Consider the following 16,092-nt stretch of genomic DNA (forward strand, 5'->3'; position numbering starts at 1 on the left):
ACAGACGTTTTCGAGGAGACACCATGGCAGGCGGATTTCGGCGCGGCAAGCGTCAGCGCACACCAAAACTGGAAGCGCGCGGCGAACTCCAGTCGCTGGAGCGTGAAGGGCCATTCAAGGAGTGGTTGGGCATGCCGGATCTCTATCGCTTCCAACTGATCGTCGACGGCGAAGCCTACAGCTACCAGACTGAGGATGCCGAACTCGCCGTGACAGTCGGCGACCGGGTGGTGTTCCGCTACAAGGAGACCAAGGCGGGCAAGTGGGTCGACCGCAACTCGCTGGCCAAGGCGATCGATCCCTCCGACTATCAATAGTCCTGGTTGCAAACAGTGTTCGGGAACCTTCCCGTCTCCGGTGTTGTCATAGGTTGAATATGCCAGCGTCATGTAGATTACATCGGGCACAGTCATGCTGTGCCCGATGCATATCCAGCCGGCATCAACGACACGTCATCCTAGACATGGAGGGAACCATGGAATTCGAACAACTGAAGAGTTTCGTTAACCGACACGACAATTTCGAAGTGCGAGTCATCACCCATTCCGGTAGCCGCTGCTACCAGGTGGAACTGGAAGATATGGAGGGAGGTCGCCATCTCCTGACCCAGCGCGGCAAGCCGACGGTGTTCCGTTCGTTGGAGGATGTCTATCTCGAGTTGCAGCGCGCTGGCATTCATCGCGCCTTTCTGGTTCAGCACGTACCGCAGGATGAGGTGATCGGCCGCCAGGCCCACTACCACGATCCGCTGACGTCCCGCATGCCACTGGTATTCTAGGTTAGCGGCGACCCGGACAAGCCGTCCCGGGCCTACCTTGATCCAAGTTATACAAATTGCTTTCATAGTATAACTTCATGCCGCGCAAGCTCCTCGCCTGATACAATAGTCGCTCCTTTTTTCCATGAGGAGCGCAGCGCATGTCCACATCGCAAGTGGAGCCGGAAACGATGGAGCGGGAGCGTCCTGCCCATGCTCCAGCGGATCATCCCTCGGTGGCAAAGCCTAAGGTAGGCGTCGTGCTGGCCAATCTGGGCACGCCGGACGCTACCGATTACTGGTCGATGCGGCGCTATCTCAGCGAGTTTCTCTCTGACAAGCGGGTGGTCGACTATCCCAGCTGGAAGTGGCAGCCGCTGCTGCAACTGGTCATCCTCAGCCGGCGTCCGTTCAAATCCGGCGAGGCCTACCGCAGTATCTGGAACAGCGAGAAGAACGAGAGTCCGCTGCTGACCTTCACCCGCGAGCAGGCCCGTAAGGTGGCGGAGGGGCTCCGTTCGCGCCACGGCGACCGGGTGAGGGTCGACTTCTGCATGCGCTACGGCAATCCTTCCACCGACAGCGTGCTGCGTCGGCTGCAAGCCGAGGGCTGCGAACGCATCCTGTTTTTCCCACTCTATCCGCAGTATGCCTCTCCCACCACCGCGACGGCCAACGACCACGCCTTTCGCACGCTGATGAAACTCAAATGGCAGCCGGCCATTCGCACCGTGCCGGCCTACTTCGCGCATCCTGCCTACCTCGAGGCCTTGGCCAACTCGGTACGCGAGGTGTACGCCGCCGCGGAAACACCGCCGGAGGTACTGGTGGCTTCCTACCACGGCGTACCCAAGCGTTTCCTCATGGAAGGCGATCCCTACCATTGCCAGTGCCAGAAGACCACGCGACTGCTGCGCGAGCAGCTGGGCTGGCCCGAGGGCGCCATTCAGACCGCCTTCCAGTCGCAGTTCGGCCCGGAAGAGTGGGTCGGGCCGCCGACCGTGGATCACGTGGCGGAGCTGGCGCGCCAAGGCAAAAAGCATATTGCGGTAATCTCGCCGGCGTTCTCCTCCGACTGCGTGGAGACTCTGGAGGAGATCAACGAGGAGATCCGCGACAGCTTCCTGGCGGCCGGTGGCGAGCGCTTCACCTACGTTCCCTGCCTCAACGACCGCGACGATCATGTCGCCGCGCTGATGGAAATCGCCGAGAACGAGCTGGCCGGCTGGCTGTAGCCCGCCAGCCCGTTACTCAGCCATGACCGCGGTCGGGGTGCGGGACCGGCTTCTCGCCAATCTCCTCGGGGCGTAGCTCGGGGGGGCGCCCACCGGTTTCGTCGATGTGCTTGAGCTGCATGTGAAGCCCGGTCTTGGCCAGCAGGTGGGCGCTCACCGGGGCGGTGATGAACAGGAATAGCGTGATCAGCATCTCCTGGATATCAGGCTTACCCTCGGTGACCCAGAAGTAGAGCATCGAGGCGATCAGCATGCAGCCGATTCCCAGGGTGGTGGCCTTGGTGGGGCCATGCAGGCGCATGTAGAAATCGCGCAGGTGGGCCATGCCCAGCGAGCCGATGAAGGCGAAAACGCCGCCGGCGACGAGGAAAAAGGCGATCACGCCCTCGAGGATCACGTACAGGGTCATGTGGCCTCCTATTCGATGATGTCGCCGCGCAGCAGGTACTTGCATACCGCCACGGTGCTGATGAAGCCGAGCATGGCGATCAACAGGGCCGACTCGAAGTAGGTCTTGGTGTTGAGCCACAGCCCCATCAGCACGATCAGCGCAATGGAGTTGATGTACATGGTGTCCAGCGCCAGGATGCGGTCGGGCATGTCCGGCCCCACGGCCAGCCGGTAGACGTTCAGCAGCAGGGCGAGGACCACCAGCGTCAGGCTGATCGTCAGCGCTATGTCTAGCATTCGTAGATCTCCTTCAACGGCTGCTCGTAGCGCTCGCGGATGTGCGCGATCAGCGCTGCCTCGTCCTTCGCGTTCAAGGCATGGATCAGCAGCGTCTTGCCATCCAGGCGCAGGTTGGCCGAGACCGTCCCCGGCGTCAGGCTGATGGTGTTGGCCAGCAGCGTGATGGTGAAACGCTCCTTCAGCATCAGCGGGTATTCCACGAAGTGCGGGTGTAGGCGGCGGCGCGGATTGATGATCAGCCAGGCCACTTCGATATTGGCGATCAGGATGTCGCCCAGCACACGCAGTACGAAACGCAGCAGCAGCCAGGGCTTGGCGATAAGTGGCTGGGCATCCCAGAAACGGTGGGTTGCTAGCGGAATCGTCACCGCCAGGAAGGCGCCCAGCAGGAACTGTCCGAAAGCCATGCTGCGCACCAGCAATAGCCAGACCACGAGCAGCAGGATCGACAGCAGCGGTGTCGGTAGCCAGGAGCGAGGTTTGATCATCGGGCATCTCCGGCGCTGGGCAGCAGCGCATCGATCATGAGCTGAGGATCGGCCAACTGGTCGGCGGTGGCGTTGGTATAGTCGCTGACCGGACCGGCCAGCATCACCAGCAGCGGTGAGGCGGCCAAGAGCCAGGCCACGCCGAACCACTTGCGCCAGGTTAGCGAATCACCGGAAGACTCACCCTGGCTGCGCCAGAACAGTGTGGAGCCGGCACGCGACAGTGCGATCAGCGAGCAGAGCCCGGTGAGCAGCAGGATCGGCCACAGCCAGAGTCGCTGGCTACCCTCGGCAGCGACAAGTAGCAGTGCCTTGCCGATGGCACCGGAAAGTGGCGGCAGGCCGGCCACCGAGACGGCGCCGAGGAAGAATAGTCCGGCGAGCCAGCCACCATGCTGTAGCGGGCGGCCCCGTACCAGGCGAGTGCCGGCCTTGCCGCGCTGCTGGCCGATGAGTTCGGCCAGCAGAAACAGCCCGCCGGTGATCAGAGTGGTATGGATAAGGTAGTAGAGCAGGGCGGAGACCGCTCGCGCCGAGCCCATGCCGATGCCGGCGAGCAGGGTGCCCACCGAGACCAGCACCAGGTAGGCCACCAGCAGGCGCAAGTCGCGTGCCGCCAGCACACCGACGCTGGCTGCGACCAGGGTGGCCAGCGACAGCCACCAGACCCAGGCCTGCTCCAGGTTGGCGAGAGGGCCCGCGGGGTCGCCGAAGATCAGCGAATAGACACGCAATATGGCGTAGATGCCGACCTTGGTCATGATGGCGAACAGTGCCGCCACCGGCGCGGGTGCCGCGGCATAAGTGCGCGGCAGCCAGAAATAGAGCGGCAGCATGGCGGCCTTGAGCCCGAATACCACCAGCAGCATCAGACCGCCAGCGGTAACCAGCCCCGCCCGCTCGGTGGGTAGCTCGGCAAGGCGCGCCGCCATGTCGGCCATGTTCAGGGTGCCGGTGGCCCCGTAGAGCACGCCCACGGCGATCAGAAACAGCGCGGAGCCGGCCAGGTTGAGCACCACATAGTGCACCCCGGCTTGAATACGCGCTTTGCCGCCACCGTGCAGCAGCAAGGCATAGGAGGCCAGCAGCAATACCTCGAAGAAGACGAAGAGGTTGAACAGGTCGCCGGTCAGAAAGGCTCCGTTGATCCCCATCAGTTGCCACTGGAACAGGCCGTGAAAGTTGCTGCCGCGCTCGTCCTCTCCGTCGCAGGCGAAGACCACGGCGCCCAATGCCAGCACGGCAGTGAGCAGTATCATCAAGGCCGACAGGCGATCGAGGACCAGCACGATGCCGAAGGGCGGCTGCCAGTCACCGAGGGCATAGTAGGTCACCTCGCCGCTTGCCGCCTGGCTGACCAGGGCGATGCCGACCGCGACCAGCAAGGCAGTGCTGCCAACACCGACCAGGCGCTTCAGGTGTGTGCCGCCCAGGCGGCGGTACAGCAGCAGGATCCCGGCCACCAAGGGTAGCACGATGGGCAGAACGATGAGGTGCGTCATCAGCTGCGCTCCTCGTCGTCGTGCGAACGGCCGTCGACGTGGTCGTTACCGGCCTCGCTGCGTGCTCGCATCGCCAGGATCACCACGAAGGCGGTCATGGCGAAGCCGATGACGATGGCGGTGAGCACCAGTGCCTGCGGCAACGGATCGGCGTACTCACCGTCACCATTGACGATGGCCGCCCCGTCGGTAGTGAGCCCGCCCATGGAGAATAGGAAAAGATTGACGGCGTAGGAGAGCAGGGTCAGGCCGACGACGACCGGGAAGGTGCGCCCACGCAGGGTCAAATAGAGCCCGCAGGCGGTCAATACGCCGGTGGTGATGGCGTAGAGGCTTTCCATCAGGTGTTCTCCTTGCTGGGGCGCGTCGTAGTATCGGTGAAGCTCTCTACGGGCTCCTTGGCTGGACGATGGGGCGTGGTGACCTTGCCCAAGTTGGCCAGGATCATCAGCGTGGCGCCCACTACGGCGAGATAGACACCGAGGTCGAACAGCATGGCCGTGGCCAGCTCGAACTTGCCCACCAGTGGTAGGCTGAAGTAGCCAAAGGCCGACGTGAGGAACGGATAGCCGAACAGCCAACTGCCAAGACCGGTCAGCGTAGCGATGCCGACCCCGGCAACGGCCACCGGCTGATAGGGAAAATCGAGCCGTTGCTGCGCCCACTCCACGCCTCGCGCCATGTAAAGCAGGATCAGCGCCACGGCGGTGATCAGGCCTGCGATGAAGCCGCCGCCAGGCAGGTTGTGCCCGCGCAGGAAGATGAAGGCGGACACCAACAGGGCCAGTGGCAGCAGCGCCATGGAGATGGAGGTGAGGATCGCCGGGTAGCGATCTGGCGACCACACGCGTCCTTCGCCGTCACTATGCGGCATGAACAGGCGCAGGCGATTAAGCAGCTTGAAGATGGCCAGGCCCGCCAGCGCCAGCACGGTGATCTCACCCAGGGTATCGAAGCCGCGGAAGTCCACCAGGATGACATTGACCACGTTATGGCCGCCGCCGCCGGGTACGCTGTTGTCCAGGAAGAAACCGGAGATCGGCGCGTTGTCGCGGGTCAGTACGGCGTAGTTGAGGCTGGCCACCACCAGGCCGAGGGCGCCGGACAGGACGATGTCGCGCAGGCTGCGGCGATTCGAAGACTCCGGGGGTGTCTTCTGCGGCAGGAAGAACAGCGCCAGCATCAGCAGGATCATGGTCACTACTTCCACCGAGAGCTGGGTCAACGCCAGGTCGGGGGCGGAGAAGCGAGCGAAGGTCAGTGACACCACCAGCCCAACGACCGACAGCAGCAGCAGCGAAATCAGGCGATAGCGGTGCGTGATCGCGGTGCCGAGGCCACCGAACAGCAGCAGGCCGGCACCCAGCAACAGGATGCCATCCAGGGGCTGGTTACCCTTCTCACCGGTAAGGCCGGTCATCTCCACGAGCCCCAGCGCGCCAGCAACCAAGGTGGCGAGTAACAGCCAGGACATGTAGCGCTGCAGCGAAGCACCGTCGAACCAGGCAAGTCCGGCTTCGGCGGTATTGCCCAGGCGCTGAACGGCCGACTCGAAGACGAGCCGGGCGTCGACTGGACGAAAGCTGCGGGCGAAGCGCCGCAGATCCGCGTGACGCCAGTAGGCAGCGGCCCCTGCGACCAGCGCGATCAGGCTCATGATCAGCGGCAGGTTGATGCCGTGCCAGATCGCCAGGTGAAACTCGAGCGGCTCGCCCAGCGCGGCCCGGACGGCCGGGGCGAGCAGCCCCTCGGCCAGCACCGGCACGAGTCCTACCGCCACGCAGATCGCTACTAGCAGTTCCACGGGGGCACGCATCAGGCGCGGCGGCTCGTGGGCCGCCTTCGGCGGCGGTTCCTGGGCGGGCTTGAAGAAGACCGCATGAACCAGGCGCAGGGAGTAGGCGACCGAGAGAATGCCGCCGAGCGTGGCCAGCGCCGGCAGCAGCCAGCTCAACCCGCCCAATACCGGGGTGGCCAGGGTCTCGGTGAAGAACATCTCCTTGGAGAGGAAGCCGTTGAGCAGCGGTACGCCGGCCATGGCGGCTGCGGCGAGGGTGGTCAGTAGGGCGGTCACCGGCATGGCGCGGCGCAGCCCGCCCAGACGGCCGAGTTCGCGGGTGCCGGTCTCGTGGTCGACGATGCCCGCGCTCATGAACAGCGCCGCCTTGAAGGTGGCGTGGTTGAGAATATGAAAGAGCGCGGCTAGCACGGCCATTGGGCTGCCGATCCCCAGCAGCATGGTGATAAGTCCCAAGTGGCTGACGGTGGAGAAGGCCAGTATGCCTTTCAGGTCGGTCTTGAGCAGCGCGAACCAGGCGCCGTACAGCAGCGTGGCGGCACCCACCAGCGAGACCGTTACCGACCACAGTGCGCTGTCGGCAATGGCCGGGTGCAGTCGCGCCATCAGGAAGATGCCTGCCTTGACCATGGTGGCGGAGTGTAGGTAGGCCGAGACCGGCGTCGGCGCCGCCATGGCGTGTGGCAGCCAGAACTGGAAAGGGAACTGGGCCGACTTGGTGAAGGCGCCCAGCAGCACCAGTGCTAGCATCAACGGGTAGTGGGGGTCGGCAACGATGATGTCGCCGCTCGCCAGCACCTGGTCCATGGAGTAGCTGCCCACCATATCGCCCAACATCAGCAGGCCGGCCAGCAGGGCGAGGCCACCCGCGCCGGTCACGGTCAGGGCCATGCGTGCGCCCTTGCGCGCCTCGCTCTGGTGGGACCAAAAGCCGATCAGCAGGAAGGAGGAGATGCTGGTGAGCTCCCAGTAGAGCCACAGCAGGATCAGATTGTCCGCCATGACGATGCCGACCATGGAGGCCATGAACAGGATCAGATAGGCATAGAAGCGGCCGAAGGGCTCCTCGGGTGAAAGATAAAAATGCGCATAGAGCAGAATCAGCAGGCCGATACCGAGAATCAACAGATTGAACAGCAACGACAGGCCGTCCAGCCGAAAGGCCAGCTCGAGGCCGAGGGCAGGCAGCCACTCTAGTGAGAAGCGCAACGCTTCGTCCGCCGCCAGCGCCGGCCACTGAGCCAGGGCCAGTAGCAGGGCGAGGGTCGGTGGCGCGGCGGTGGCCAGCGTGCAGAAGCGTCGGCCTCGGTGCGCGCTGAACATGGGCACCAGCATGCCCAGCAGCGGTAGCAGGGGTATCCACAACAATGTCATCGTTAGCTCATCCTGCGCGGGTCCGTGAGGAAGAGGGCATAGTTTGCCTACAGGACAGGAGGACGCAAGCATCAAGCGCTTGTTTCCCGTCCTTGGGTCAGAACGGTCCTATAATGCCGCTTCCCACCATGGCAACGCAAAGCGGGCACGTTTGTGCCTCCTTGCCATTCAATACCTTGTCTCTATAAAGTGGATTGCGACGAACCGGTGGGAGCGATGCCTTGGCGTGGCGCCCACCCAATGCCTGGGAGGACGCCGTATGCAGCTGGCCGTACTGGGTGGCTTCGTGGTGGCGGGAATGGCACCGCTACTGCACCGCTGGTTCGGTGATCGAACGCCGCTGGTAATGGCCTTGCTGCCGGCTTCCCTGGCCGCCTGGCTGCTCGGGCAGTGGCCGACGGTGACGGCGGGCGAAGTGCTGCTGCTCGAGTGGGCCTGGGTGCCGGGGCTCGACGTCACGCTGAGTTTCCTGATCGATGGTCTGTCCTGGCTGTTCGCCATGCTGATCACGGTGATCGGTAGCCTGGTGCTGGTGTATACCGGCGACTACCTGCGCGGCCATCGCGACCTGCCACGTTTCCTTGTCGTGCTCGTCGCCTTCATGATGTCGATGCTCGGCCTGGTGCTGGCCGACAATCTGGTGACACTGTTCGTGTTCTGGGAACTCACCAGTATCACCTCCTTCCTGCTAATCGGCTTCAATCATAGTGACCTGTCGGCGCGCAAGGCCGCGCAACAGGGCCTGTATGTCACCGCTGGCGGCGGGCTGGCGCTGCTCGCCGGTTTCGTCATGCTGGCCATGGCGGGGGGCAGCTGGTCGCTGGCCGAACTGACGACACGGGGCGAGGCGCTGCGCGCCCACGCTCTTTACCTGCCATTGCTTGTTTGCCTGCTGATCGGCGCCTTTACCAAGTCGGCTCAGTTCCCGTTCCATTTCTGGCTGCCCAATGCCATGGCCGCACCGACACCGGTCTCGGCCTACCTGCATTCGGCGACCATGGTGAAGGCAGGGATCTATCTGCTAGCCCGTCTGCATCCGGCCCTCGGTGGTACCGATGCCTGGACACTCAGCCTGTCGCTGGTGGGGGCGATGACCATGGTCACCGGCGCTTTCCTGGCGATCCATCACACCAACGTCAAGAAATTGCTGGCTTATTCCACGGTCATGGCGCTGGGTACCCTGACCTTGCTGCTGGGGCTTGGCACCCCCGGGGCGCTGGTCGCGTTCGTGGCCTTTCTGCTGGCGCATTCCCTCTACAAGGGCGCGCTGTTCCTGGTGGCAGGCATTCTCGATCACGAGACCGGCACCAAGGATGTCACCCACATGGGCGGGTTGCGCCATGCGATGCCCCGCACCGCTGCGATTGCCGCGGTTGCCGCGCTGTCGCTGGCCGGCATGCCGCCGCTGCTGGGTTTCGTCGGCAAAGAACTGCTTCTCGAGTCGGCGTTGGCTGCCGAGCAGTATCGAATCTTGATTGTCGTGCTGACGTTCGTGGCTTCCGTCCTCACCCTGGCGGTGGCGGCCATCGTTGCCCTGCGGCCGTTCTTCGGGCCTTTGCGTCGAACGCCACGCTCACCCCGCGAGGCGCCACTCGGCATGCTTGTGGGGCCGGCCTTGCTAGCCGCGCTGTCTCTGATATTCGGCCTGGCGCCGGGATGGCTCGACGGCCTGGTGGCGGTGACAGTGGGCGAGATCGGCGCAGTCGACCATGACGTGCACCTGGCACTTTGGCACGGCATCAATCTGCCGCTCATGATGTCGCTGGCTAGCCTGCTGCTGGGGTTGGCGGTATGGCGTCGCTGGGATCGCCTGCGGGCTCACCTGGCCCGGCTCAGGCCGCTCATGGCGCGCGGCCCCGAAGCCGGCTACGAGGCCTTGATGGCCGGACTGGTGATGGTCGCCGAATGGCAGACCCGGATGCTGCAGAACGGACATATTCGTAACTACCTGATCGTGACGCTGCTGACGCTACTGGGACTGGTCGGCCATGCACTGTTCTTCCGCCACGTGCCGAGCCTCGAGGCACCTCTGGACCTTTACCTGCACGAGGCCATGGTTGCCGGGTTGATGGTCGCCGGGGCGGTGGCCGCCTGCGTGATGCGCTCGCGCCTGGCTGCCGTCGCCGCGGTTGGCATCATGGGCTTCTCAATCGCCTTGGTCTTCGTCCTGTTCAGCGCGCCGGATCTGGCCATCACCCAACTGCTGGTGGAAACCCTGACGGTGGTCCTGCTGGTGCTGGTGCTGTTCCGGCTGCCGCGTTTCGCCACCCTGTCCACGCCCACCGAACGCGCACGCGACCTGGTCGTGGCCGGGCTGAGCGGCATCATGGTGACGCTGCTGATGCTCTCGGTGCTGGCCGGCGAGCGCTTGCCTCGCATCTCCGACTACCTGATCACCAACAGCCAGCCACAGGGCCACGGCCACAATATCGTCAATGTCATTCTGGTGGATTTCCGTGCCCTGGACACCTTGGGCGAGATGTTCGTACTGGCGTTGGCGGCCGTCGGTGTGCTGGCCATGCTGCGCTTCCATGCCAAATCGGGTGGCACCGAACCCATCCCGCCGCGGGAGAGTGACGATGGTTAGATCGGGCACCCTGATCCTCAGCGTGGCGGCGCGCCTTCTGCTGCCGCTGCAGCTGCTGTTCTCGCTGTTCCTGCTATTGCGCGGACATGACGAACCGGGCGGCGGCTTCATCGCCGGGCTGGTGGCGTCGGGTGCCTTTACGCTTTATCTCTTCGCCTACGGCGGGCGGGCCATGCATGCCATGCTCAAGGTCTCGCCCCGCGACCTGATCGGCGCCGGACTGACGCTGGGCGTGCTCTCGACCCTACCGGCCTGGTGGCAGGGCGAGCCGTTCTTCACCGCTCAGTGGTGGACGATTCCGGTGATCGACTTCAAGGCTTCGACTCCGCTGCTATTCGATATCGGTGTCTATCTCGTGGTGCTCGGTTCCGTACTGACTGCCATCACCGCCCTGGTGGACACCGACAGGGAAGACGATGCCTGACATCAAGGAGGCTCCATGGAACCCCTGCTAGCCGTTGCCATCGGCATTCTGTTCGCCGCAGCCATCTACATGATGCTGCGCCGTTCCATCGTCAAGCTGGTGATCGGCCTGATGTTGCTTTCCAATGCCGCCAACCTGCTGATCTTCGTCTCCGCAGGACTGACCCGCGGTGCGCCGCCGCTGGTGCCGCAGGGGATGATCGCGCCGGAGGGCGTCGTGGCCGACCCGCTGCCGCAGGCGCTGGTGCTCACCGCCATCGTCATCGCTTTCGGCGTGCTGTCGTTCGCCGTGGTGCTGGTACGCCGCGCCTGGGAGATCGTGCGTGCCGACGACCTCGACCGGATGAGGGATACCGATACGTGAACCCGCAGATTGCGCTGCCTATCCTGATCCCGCTGCTTGCCGGAGCCGTGTCGCTGCTGTTCTGGCGCTCACGCCTGATGCAGCGGATAGTCGCGGTGTCTGGTACCGCATTGCTGCTGGCGTCCAGTATCTGGCTGCTGGCGTCGGTCAGCAGGGAGGGGATACTGGTGCTGCAGGTGGGTAACTGGCCGGCCCCTTTCGGCATCAGCCTGGTGGCCGATCTGCTTGGCGCCATCATGGTGGTTCTCACCGGTATCATCGGCTTCGCAGTGGCGCTTTACTCCCTGGCCACTACCGGTCGTGGCCACGAGGCCTACGGCTACTTTCCGCTGATGCATCTGTTGCTGGCTGGGGTCGCCGGGGCCTTTCTCACCGGTGACATCTTCAATCTCTACGTCTGGTTCGAGGTGATGCTGGTTGCTTCCTTCGCACTGCTGATACTCGGCAGCGAGAAGACGCAGATGGAGGGAGCGATCAAGTACGTCACTCTCAATCTGCTGTCGTCGGTGATCTTCCTGGTGGCCGTGGGGCTGCTCTACGGCATGGTCGGCACACTCAACATGGCCGATATCGCGCGTCGTCTGGCGAGCCTGGAAGACAACGGCATGGCCGATGTGCTGGCGATGATGTTCATGGTTGCCTTCGGCATCAAGGCGGCGGCCTTCCCGTTGTTCTTCTGGCTGCCGGCCTCCTACCACACGCCGCCGGTGGCGGTGTCGGCGCTGTTCGCCGGCCTGCTGACCAAGGTCGGCGTCTACGCGCTGTATCGGGTATTCACGCTGATCTTCCATCACAACCCGGGCTATACCCATGAGATCCTGCTTTGGGGCGCAGGGCTCACCATGCTTTCGGGGGTGCTGGGAGCGGCGGCCCAGTACGAGTTCCGGCGCATACTGTCGTTCCACATCGTCAGCCAGATCGGCTACATGATCCTGGGCCTGGCGCTGTTCACCCCACTGGCCATCATCGGCGGGGTTTTTTACATCGTGCATCACATTCTGGTGAAGACGAATCTCTTCCTGGTCAGCGGCATCGTGCATCGGCTTCAGGGCAGCTACCGGCTCAAGCGCCTGGGCGGGCTCTACCGCAGTCACCCTTGGCTGGCCGTGCTCTTCCTGGTGCCGGCGCTATCGCTGGCCGGCATGCCGCCGCTGTCGGGTTTCTTCGCCAAGTTCATCGTGATCCGTGCCGGCATCGAGGCCGAAGCCTACGGCGTGACCGCCATCGCTCTGCTGGTGGGGCTGCTCACGCTCTACTCGATGGTCAAGATCTGGTCGGAAGTGTTCTGGAAGACGGCGCCTGACGGAAACGAATCCCGCACCCATCCGGCGGTCGGGCAGCGTGAGCTGTGGCTGATGTCGCTGCCAGCGGTGGGCCTGGCGCTGTGTACGTTGTTCATCGGCCTGAACGCTGGGCCTCTCTATGACTTGGCAGAGGCATCGGCGGGTGAACTGCTCGCGCCCGAGCGATATATCGAGGCGGTACTCGGCCCGCTCGAGGAGCGCTCGCCATGATCGGGGCCGCCTGGAACCTGCTGCTGGGCGTCGCCTGGGTCGTGCTGACCGGCGACTTCAGTGGCGGCAACCTGCTCGCCGGCCTGACCTTCGGCTATCTGGTGCTGGCGCTGATCCAACCTCAAGTGCCGGCGCTGGCCGGCTATGCCCAGCGTCTCCCGCGTCTGATTCGCTTCGTGGGCTTCTTCTTCAAGGAGTTGCTGCTGGCCAACCTCAAGGTCGCCTTCGATGTCGTCACGCCGCCCTGGTACATGAGGCCCGGTGTGATTGCCATGCCGCTCAAGGCGCGTAGCGAGTTCGAAATCGCCCTGGTGGCCAACCTGATTTCGCTGACGCCGGGCACCCTGAGCCTGGACGTCTCCGACGACCGACGAGTGCTCTATATCCACGCCATGTTCCTCGATGACGAGGCCGAACTGCGCCGCAACCTGGCGGAGCTTGAGCGCCGCGCGCTGGAACTGTTCCACTAGCTGAGGAGGCGACCGTGTCGATCGTGATCCTGTCGAGTCTGGTACTCATGACCTTGGCGCTGTGCCTGGCCTTCGTGCGCCTATACATTGGCCCCAGCCTGCCGGATCGGGTGGTGGCGCTGGAACTCTTCTCCTCGATGATCGTCGGCATCATCGGAGTGGTGGCAATCGCCACCGACGTGCCCAGTCTGCTGGATGTGGCCATCGTCATGGCGCTGATGGCGTTCATGGCGGCCATCGGATTTGCGCGCTTCCTGGAACGCGGAGGGCCACGCGATGATTGAGATGCTCAAGGGCGGTCTGATCCTGGTCGGCGCCATCTTCATGTTCCTGGCCGCACTCGGTCTGGTGCGTCTACCCGATCTACTGACGCGCATGCATGCCACCACCAAGGCGGTCACCTTGGGGACCTCGCTGATCATGCTGGCAGTGGCGCTGCACTTCGGCGAAGTGGCGGTGGTGGCGCGAGCGCTGGGGGTGATTCTCTTCATCATGCTGACAGCACCGGTGGCCGCTCACGTGATCGGCCGCGCCGGCTATTTCGTCGGTGCCAAGCTGTGGCATGGTACGATCAAGGATGAACTGCGCCCCAACTATGACCCGCTCACCCATGAGCTCAAGAGCGGCCTTGAAACGGAGGCCAATGCCGTGCATAAACCCCGCGAGAACGACCCCGATTAACGTTCGCAACGGTCGCGCAACCGCTTGCGCGGTACATCGATCCCAGGTTGCAAGACTGGCCTGTCAGCCGCTTCTGCGCGATGATCGATGGCCATCAAAGTAAAGGATTACTGTTGTCATGATTCACCCACTTTTTCCTGCCGTCTTCCTCCTTCTGCTGCTGGCCGGCTGCCAGTCCGGCCCCGTACAGGAGGTGGCAGCCGACGAGCGCCAGCCGGATGCCATTGCATCGAATGAGGATGACGCACCGGATCCCGCTCCCAGCGAGGCCGAGGGGGCTTCGCCCGAAGATTTTCGGGTCTGGCTAAGCGATTTTCGCCGCCAGGCACGCAATGAGGGAGTCAGCGAAGCGACCCTGGCGCGTGCACTGGATGGCGTACGCTATCGACCACGTGTCATCGAGCTCGACCGTTCGCAACCGGAATTCGTGCGTCCCATCTGGCAATACCTGGACAGTGCCGTCTCCCAGGCTCGCATCAGCCAAGGGCAGGCCAAGCTCGCCGAACATCGTGAGACGGCACAGCGTATGGAGCAGCGCTACGAGGTTCCATCCGAAGTCGTGGTAGCGATATGGGGTATCGAGAGCAACTACGGCGGCAACTTCGGCGACTTCTCCACGCTCGAGGCGCTGGCAACCCTGGCGTTCGATGGGCGCAGGCGCGACTTTGCCCGCGGCGAACTGCTGGCCGCCCTGCGTATCCTCGAGGCGGGCGATATCTCGCCGGAGCGCATGATCGGCTCCTGGGCGGGCGCCATGGGGCATACCCAGTTCATCCCCTCCAGCTTCGAGTCCTACGCCGTGGATGGCGACGGCGACGGGCGTCGCGACATCTGGGGCAGCATTCCTGATGTGATGGCCTCCACCGCCAACTACCTGGCACGGGCCGGCTGGCAATTCGGCCAGCCCTGGGGCGTGGAGGTCCGCCTGCCACAAGGCTTCGACTATTCCCAGACCGAGCTGAGCACGCGTCGATCGAGCCGCGAGTGGGCGGAGCAGGGCGTGCAGGGTATCTCTGTCGGTAGCCTGCCCGGTTTCGAGCAGGCGTCGGTGATCGCTCCGGCCGGCGCGCGTGGGCCGGCTTTCCTGGTCGGACCCAACTATCGCGCCATCCTGCGCTATAACAACGCCACCAGTTATGCCCTGGCGGTGGGCACCTTGGCCAACAGGATCGCTGGGCGCGAGGGTATCCAGGCCGACTGGCCGCGGGAGGTTCAGCCGCTGAGTCGTAGTCAAGTGGGCGAGATGCAGCAAGCATTGAATGAGCGCGGCTTCGAAGTGGGCACGCCGGACGGCGTCATGGGACCCAACACTCGCGCTGGGCTGCGCGATTATCAGCGCAGCATCGGCGTCACGCCGGATGGTTTTGCCACCCTGGACCTGCTGCAGCGCCTGCAGCGTCCTTGAAGGTGACCGGGCTCGCATCGAGCCCGGCAGTCAATTGCGGAGGTCGATCAGTTGCCGTTCTCGCTGGTCCAGTCGTCGAGGGTCTCGCTGATGCGGCGTCCGGCCCGCTCGGCCCCTTCCTGGGCGCGTTCCCAGGCGGTTTCGGCACCCTCGCCGATGCGTTCGAGGCCTTTCTGGGTCTGGTGCCAGGCACTTTCGGTGCCTTCGCCCGCGGTATGCCAGGCCTCACGAGCGCGCTGGCGTGCGCTGTTCAACCAGTCCTGATCGTAACGCGGCAGGGCCTTGAGCGACTCGGCATCGGTCTCGACGATGATGTCGTGCCGGGTCTCGCCCTCTTCCTCGTAATTGACCAGCCGATAGTGCTGGTTGGTAAAGACGATCGTGTCGCCGTCCTGGCCCACTGAGTCGTGAGTATCGACGATGATGGCATGGACTCTCTGGTCGTCGCCAAGGAGCAGGTCGACGACTTCGCTGGGCTGGCTGGCCGGGGCGGCTTCGAAATGCACCTCGGCGTCGAAGATGGCACGGGCGGAGTAGAGACCCTGCGGGTCGTACTGAGCCTGCACGCCGATGGCGAGACCGGCGATGAACAGGCCGGCCGAGACGGCAACGGTCGTCCTTGTGAGGCGTAGCTGTGTCATCGTTTTGCCCTCCTTATCCTTGGTGACACGGACAGTGTAGTAGACGTAACGCATATGTCGGGGCCGGAACCGGCATGACGGAACAGGGTCCACTAAACGTTGGCGAAGGAAGGAGATTGGTCCATGCCCATGAAATGGTCGGCTATTTACCGGCAGTCTTGTC

18 protein-coding genes are annotated in these 16,092 nt (G+C 63.9%); 11 read left to right on the top strand and 7 right to left on the bottom strand.

Annotation, left to right across the window (positions count from 1 at the left end; all coding sequences use genetic code 11):
- Positions 1-23 precede the first annotated feature (23 nt).
- From HNO52_RS04560 to hemH, 3 genes are all read left to right on the top strand, one after another.
- A complete protein-coding gene (locus HNO52_RS04560; protein ID WP_197568021.1) occupies positions 24-317 on the top strand; it encodes a hypothetical protein in 294 nt (97 codons plus the stop codon).
- 158 nt (positions 318-475) lie between these two features.
- A complete protein-coding gene (locus tag HNO52_RS04565) occupies positions 476-778 on the top strand; it encodes a DUF6482 family protein (protein WP_197568022.1) in 303 nt (100 codons plus the stop codon).
- Between the two features lie 140 nt (positions 779-918).
- Positions 919-1,992 carry a ferrochelatase gene (gene hemH, locus HNO52_RS04570; protein ID WP_232090564.1) on the top strand — a complete coding sequence of 358 codons (1,074 nt, stop codon included), beginning with the start codon at positions 919-921 and terminating at the stop codon, positions 1,990-1,992.
- Between the two features lie 16 nt (positions 1,993-2,008).
- Here hemH and HNO52_RS04575 read toward each other — a convergent pair whose 3' ends face one another.
- The 6 genes from HNO52_RS04575 to HNO52_RS04600 are packed head-to-tail and all read right to left on the bottom strand — an operon-like array spanning position 2,009 to position 7,844.
- Entirely contained in the window at positions 2,009-2,401 is a 393-nt protein-coding gene (locus HNO52_RS04575) for a Na+/H+ antiporter subunit G (protein ID WP_197568023.1), read from the bottom strand.
- A gap of 8 nt (positions 2,402-2,409) precedes the next feature.
- Positions 2,410-2,679 carry a K+/H+ antiporter subunit F gene (locus tag HNO52_RS04580; protein WP_111413250.1) on the bottom strand — a complete coding sequence of 90 codons (270 nt, stop codon included), beginning with the start codon at positions 2,677-2,679 and terminating at the stop codon, positions 2,410-2,412.
- Complete coding sequence (locus tag HNO52_RS04585; RefSeq protein WP_197568024.1) at positions 2,673-3,170, bottom strand: Na+/H+ antiporter subunit E; 498 nt, start codon at positions 3,168-3,170, stop codon at positions 2,673-2,675. Before HNO52_RS04585 ends, HNO52_RS04580 begins: the two co-directional genes overlap by 7 nt.
- Positions 3,167-4,675 (bottom strand): monovalent cation/H+ antiporter subunit D, encoded by a 1,509-nt coding sequence (locus HNO52_RS04590; RefSeq protein WP_197569097.1) that lies wholly within the window; start codon positions 4,673-4,675, stop codon positions 3,167-3,169. The genes HNO52_RS04585 and HNO52_RS04590 overlap by 4 nt, the downstream gene beginning before the upstream one ends.
- Positions 4,672-5,013 carry a Na+/H+ antiporter subunit C gene (locus HNO52_RS04595; RefSeq protein ID WP_197568025.1) on the bottom strand — a complete coding sequence of 114 codons (342 nt, stop codon included), beginning with the start codon at positions 5,011-5,013 and terminating at the stop codon, positions 4,672-4,674. Before HNO52_RS04595 ends, HNO52_RS04590 begins: the two co-directional genes overlap by 4 nt.
- Positions 5,013-7,844: a monovalent cation/H+ antiporter subunit A gene (locus HNO52_RS04600; RefSeq protein WP_197568026.1), complete on the bottom strand. Its 2,832-nt coding sequence runs from the start codon at positions 7,842-7,844 to the stop codon at positions 5,013-5,015. Before HNO52_RS04600 ends, HNO52_RS04595 begins: the two co-directional genes overlap by 1 nt.
- A gap of 259 nt (positions 7,845-8,103) precedes the next feature.
- Here HNO52_RS04600 and HNO52_RS04605 point away from each other — a divergent pair, with 259 nt between their 5' ends.
- From HNO52_RS04605 to HNO52_RS04640, 8 genes are all read left to right on the top strand, one after another.
- Positions 8,104-10,431 carry a putative monovalent cation/H+ antiporter subunit A gene (locus HNO52_RS04605; protein ID WP_197568027.1) on the top strand — a complete coding sequence of 776 codons (2,328 nt, stop codon included), beginning with the start codon at positions 8,104-8,106 and terminating at the stop codon, positions 10,429-10,431.
- Positions 10,424-10,855, top strand: a complete 432-nt coding sequence (locus HNO52_RS04610; RefSeq protein WP_197568028.1) for a Na+/H+ antiporter subunit B — start codon at positions 10,424-10,426, stop codon at positions 10,853-10,855. The genes HNO52_RS04605 and HNO52_RS04610 overlap by 8 nt, the downstream gene beginning before the upstream one ends.
- Before the next feature lie 15 nt (positions 10,856-10,870).
- A complete protein-coding gene (locus HNO52_RS04615; RefSeq protein ID WP_197568029.1) occupies positions 10,871-11,218 on the top strand; it encodes a Na+/H+ antiporter subunit C in 348 nt (115 codons plus the stop codon).
- Positions 11,215-12,732, top strand: a complete 1,518-nt coding sequence (locus tag HNO52_RS04620) for a Na+/H+ antiporter subunit D (RefSeq protein ID WP_197568030.1) — start codon at positions 11,215-11,217, stop codon at positions 12,730-12,732. The genes HNO52_RS04615 and HNO52_RS04620 overlap by 4 nt, the downstream gene beginning before the upstream one ends.
- Positions 12,729-13,202: a Na+/H+ antiporter subunit E gene (locus HNO52_RS04625; RefSeq protein ID WP_197568031.1), complete on the top strand. Its 474-nt coding sequence runs from the start codon at positions 12,729-12,731 to the stop codon at positions 13,200-13,202. Before HNO52_RS04620 ends, HNO52_RS04625 begins: the two co-directional genes overlap by 4 nt.
- A 14-nt stretch (positions 13,203-13,216) precedes the next feature.
- Entirely contained in the window at positions 13,217-13,486 is a 270-nt protein-coding gene (locus HNO52_RS04630; RefSeq protein WP_197568032.1) for an MrpF/PhaF family protein, read from the top strand.
- On the top strand, positions 13,479-13,883 hold the full coding sequence (gene mnhG / locus HNO52_RS04635) for a monovalent cation/H(+) antiporter subunit G (protein ID WP_197568033.1): 405 nt from the start codon (positions 13,479-13,481) through the stop codon (positions 13,881-13,883). Before HNO52_RS04630 ends, mnhG begins: the two co-directional genes overlap by 8 nt.
- A gap of 118 nt (positions 13,884-14,001) precedes the next feature.
- On the top strand, positions 14,002-15,288 hold the full coding sequence (locus tag HNO52_RS04640; protein WP_197568034.1) for a lytic murein transglycosylase: 1,287 nt from the start codon (positions 14,002-14,004) through the stop codon (positions 15,286-15,288).
- Between the two features lie 47 nt (positions 15,289-15,335).
- Here the strand turns inward: HNO52_RS04640 and HNO52_RS04645 are convergent, their stop codons facing one another.
- Entirely contained in the window at positions 15,336-15,929 is a 594-nt protein-coding gene (locus tag HNO52_RS04645) for a hypothetical protein (protein ID WP_197568035.1), read from the bottom strand.
- Positions 15,930-16,092 lie beyond the last annotated feature (163 nt).

The sequence above is a fragment of the Halomonas sp. MCCC 1A13316 genome (assembly GCF_014931605.1).
Taxonomy (GTDB): Bacteria; Pseudomonadota; Gammaproteobacteria; order Pseudomonadales; family Halomonadaceae; genus Halomonas.

Excerpts from the sequence above, each read along its gene's own strand:
- HNO52_RS04560 (WP_197568021.1), top strand. The coding sequence starts at position 24 with ATGGCAGGCGGATTTCGGCGCGGCAAGCGTCAGCGCACACCAAAACTG.
- HNO52_RS04565 (WP_197568022.1), top strand. The coding sequence starts at position 476 with ATGGAATTCGAACAACTGAAGAGTTTCGTTAACCGACACGACAATTTC.
- hemH (WP_232090564.1), top strand. The coding sequence starts at position 919 with ATGTCCACATCGCAAGTGGAGCCGGAAACGATGGAGCGGGAGCGTCCT.
- HNO52_RS04575 (WP_197568023.1), bottom strand. The coding sequence starts at position 2,401 with ATGACCCTGTACGTGATCCTCGAGGGCGTGATCGCCTTTTTCCTCGTC.
- HNO52_RS04580 (WP_111413250.1), bottom strand. The coding sequence starts at position 2,679 with ATGCTAGACATAGCGCTGACGATCAGCCTGACGCTGGTGGTCCTCGCC.
- HNO52_RS04585 (WP_197568024.1), bottom strand. The coding sequence starts at position 3,170 with ATGATCAAACCTCGCTCCTGGCTACCGACACCGCTGCTGTCGATCCTG.
- HNO52_RS04595 (WP_197568025.1), bottom strand. The coding sequence starts at position 5,013 with ATGGAAAGCCTCTACGCCATCACCACCGGCGTATTGACCGCCTGCGGG.
- HNO52_RS04600 (WP_197568026.1), bottom strand. The coding sequence starts at position 7,844 with ATGACATTGTTGTGGATACCCCTGCTACCGCTGCTGGGCATGCTGGTG.
- HNO52_RS04605 (WP_197568027.1), top strand. The coding sequence starts at position 8,104 with ATGCAGCTGGCCGTACTGGGTGGCTTCGTGGTGGCGGGAATGGCACCG.
- HNO52_RS04610 (WP_197568028.1), top strand. The coding sequence starts at position 10,424 with ATGGTTAGATCGGGCACCCTGATCCTCAGCGTGGCGGCGCGCCTTCTG.
- HNO52_RS04615 (WP_197568029.1), top strand. The coding sequence starts at position 10,871 with ATGGAACCCCTGCTAGCCGTTGCCATCGGCATTCTGTTCGCCGCAGCC.
- HNO52_RS04625 (WP_197568031.1), top strand. The coding sequence starts at position 12,729 with ATGATCGGGGCCGCCTGGAACCTGCTGCTGGGCGTCGCCTGGGTCGTG.
- mnhG (WP_197568033.1), top strand. The coding sequence starts at position 13,479 with ATGATTGAGATGCTCAAGGGCGGTCTGATCCTGGTCGGCGCCATCTTC.
- HNO52_RS04640 (WP_197568034.1), top strand. The coding sequence starts at position 14,002 with ATGATTCACCCACTTTTTCCTGCCGTCTTCCTCCTTCTGCTGCTGGCC.
- HNO52_RS04645 (WP_197568035.1), bottom strand. The coding sequence starts at position 15,929 with ATGACACAGCTACGCCTCACAAGGACGACCGTTGCCGTCTCGGCCGGC.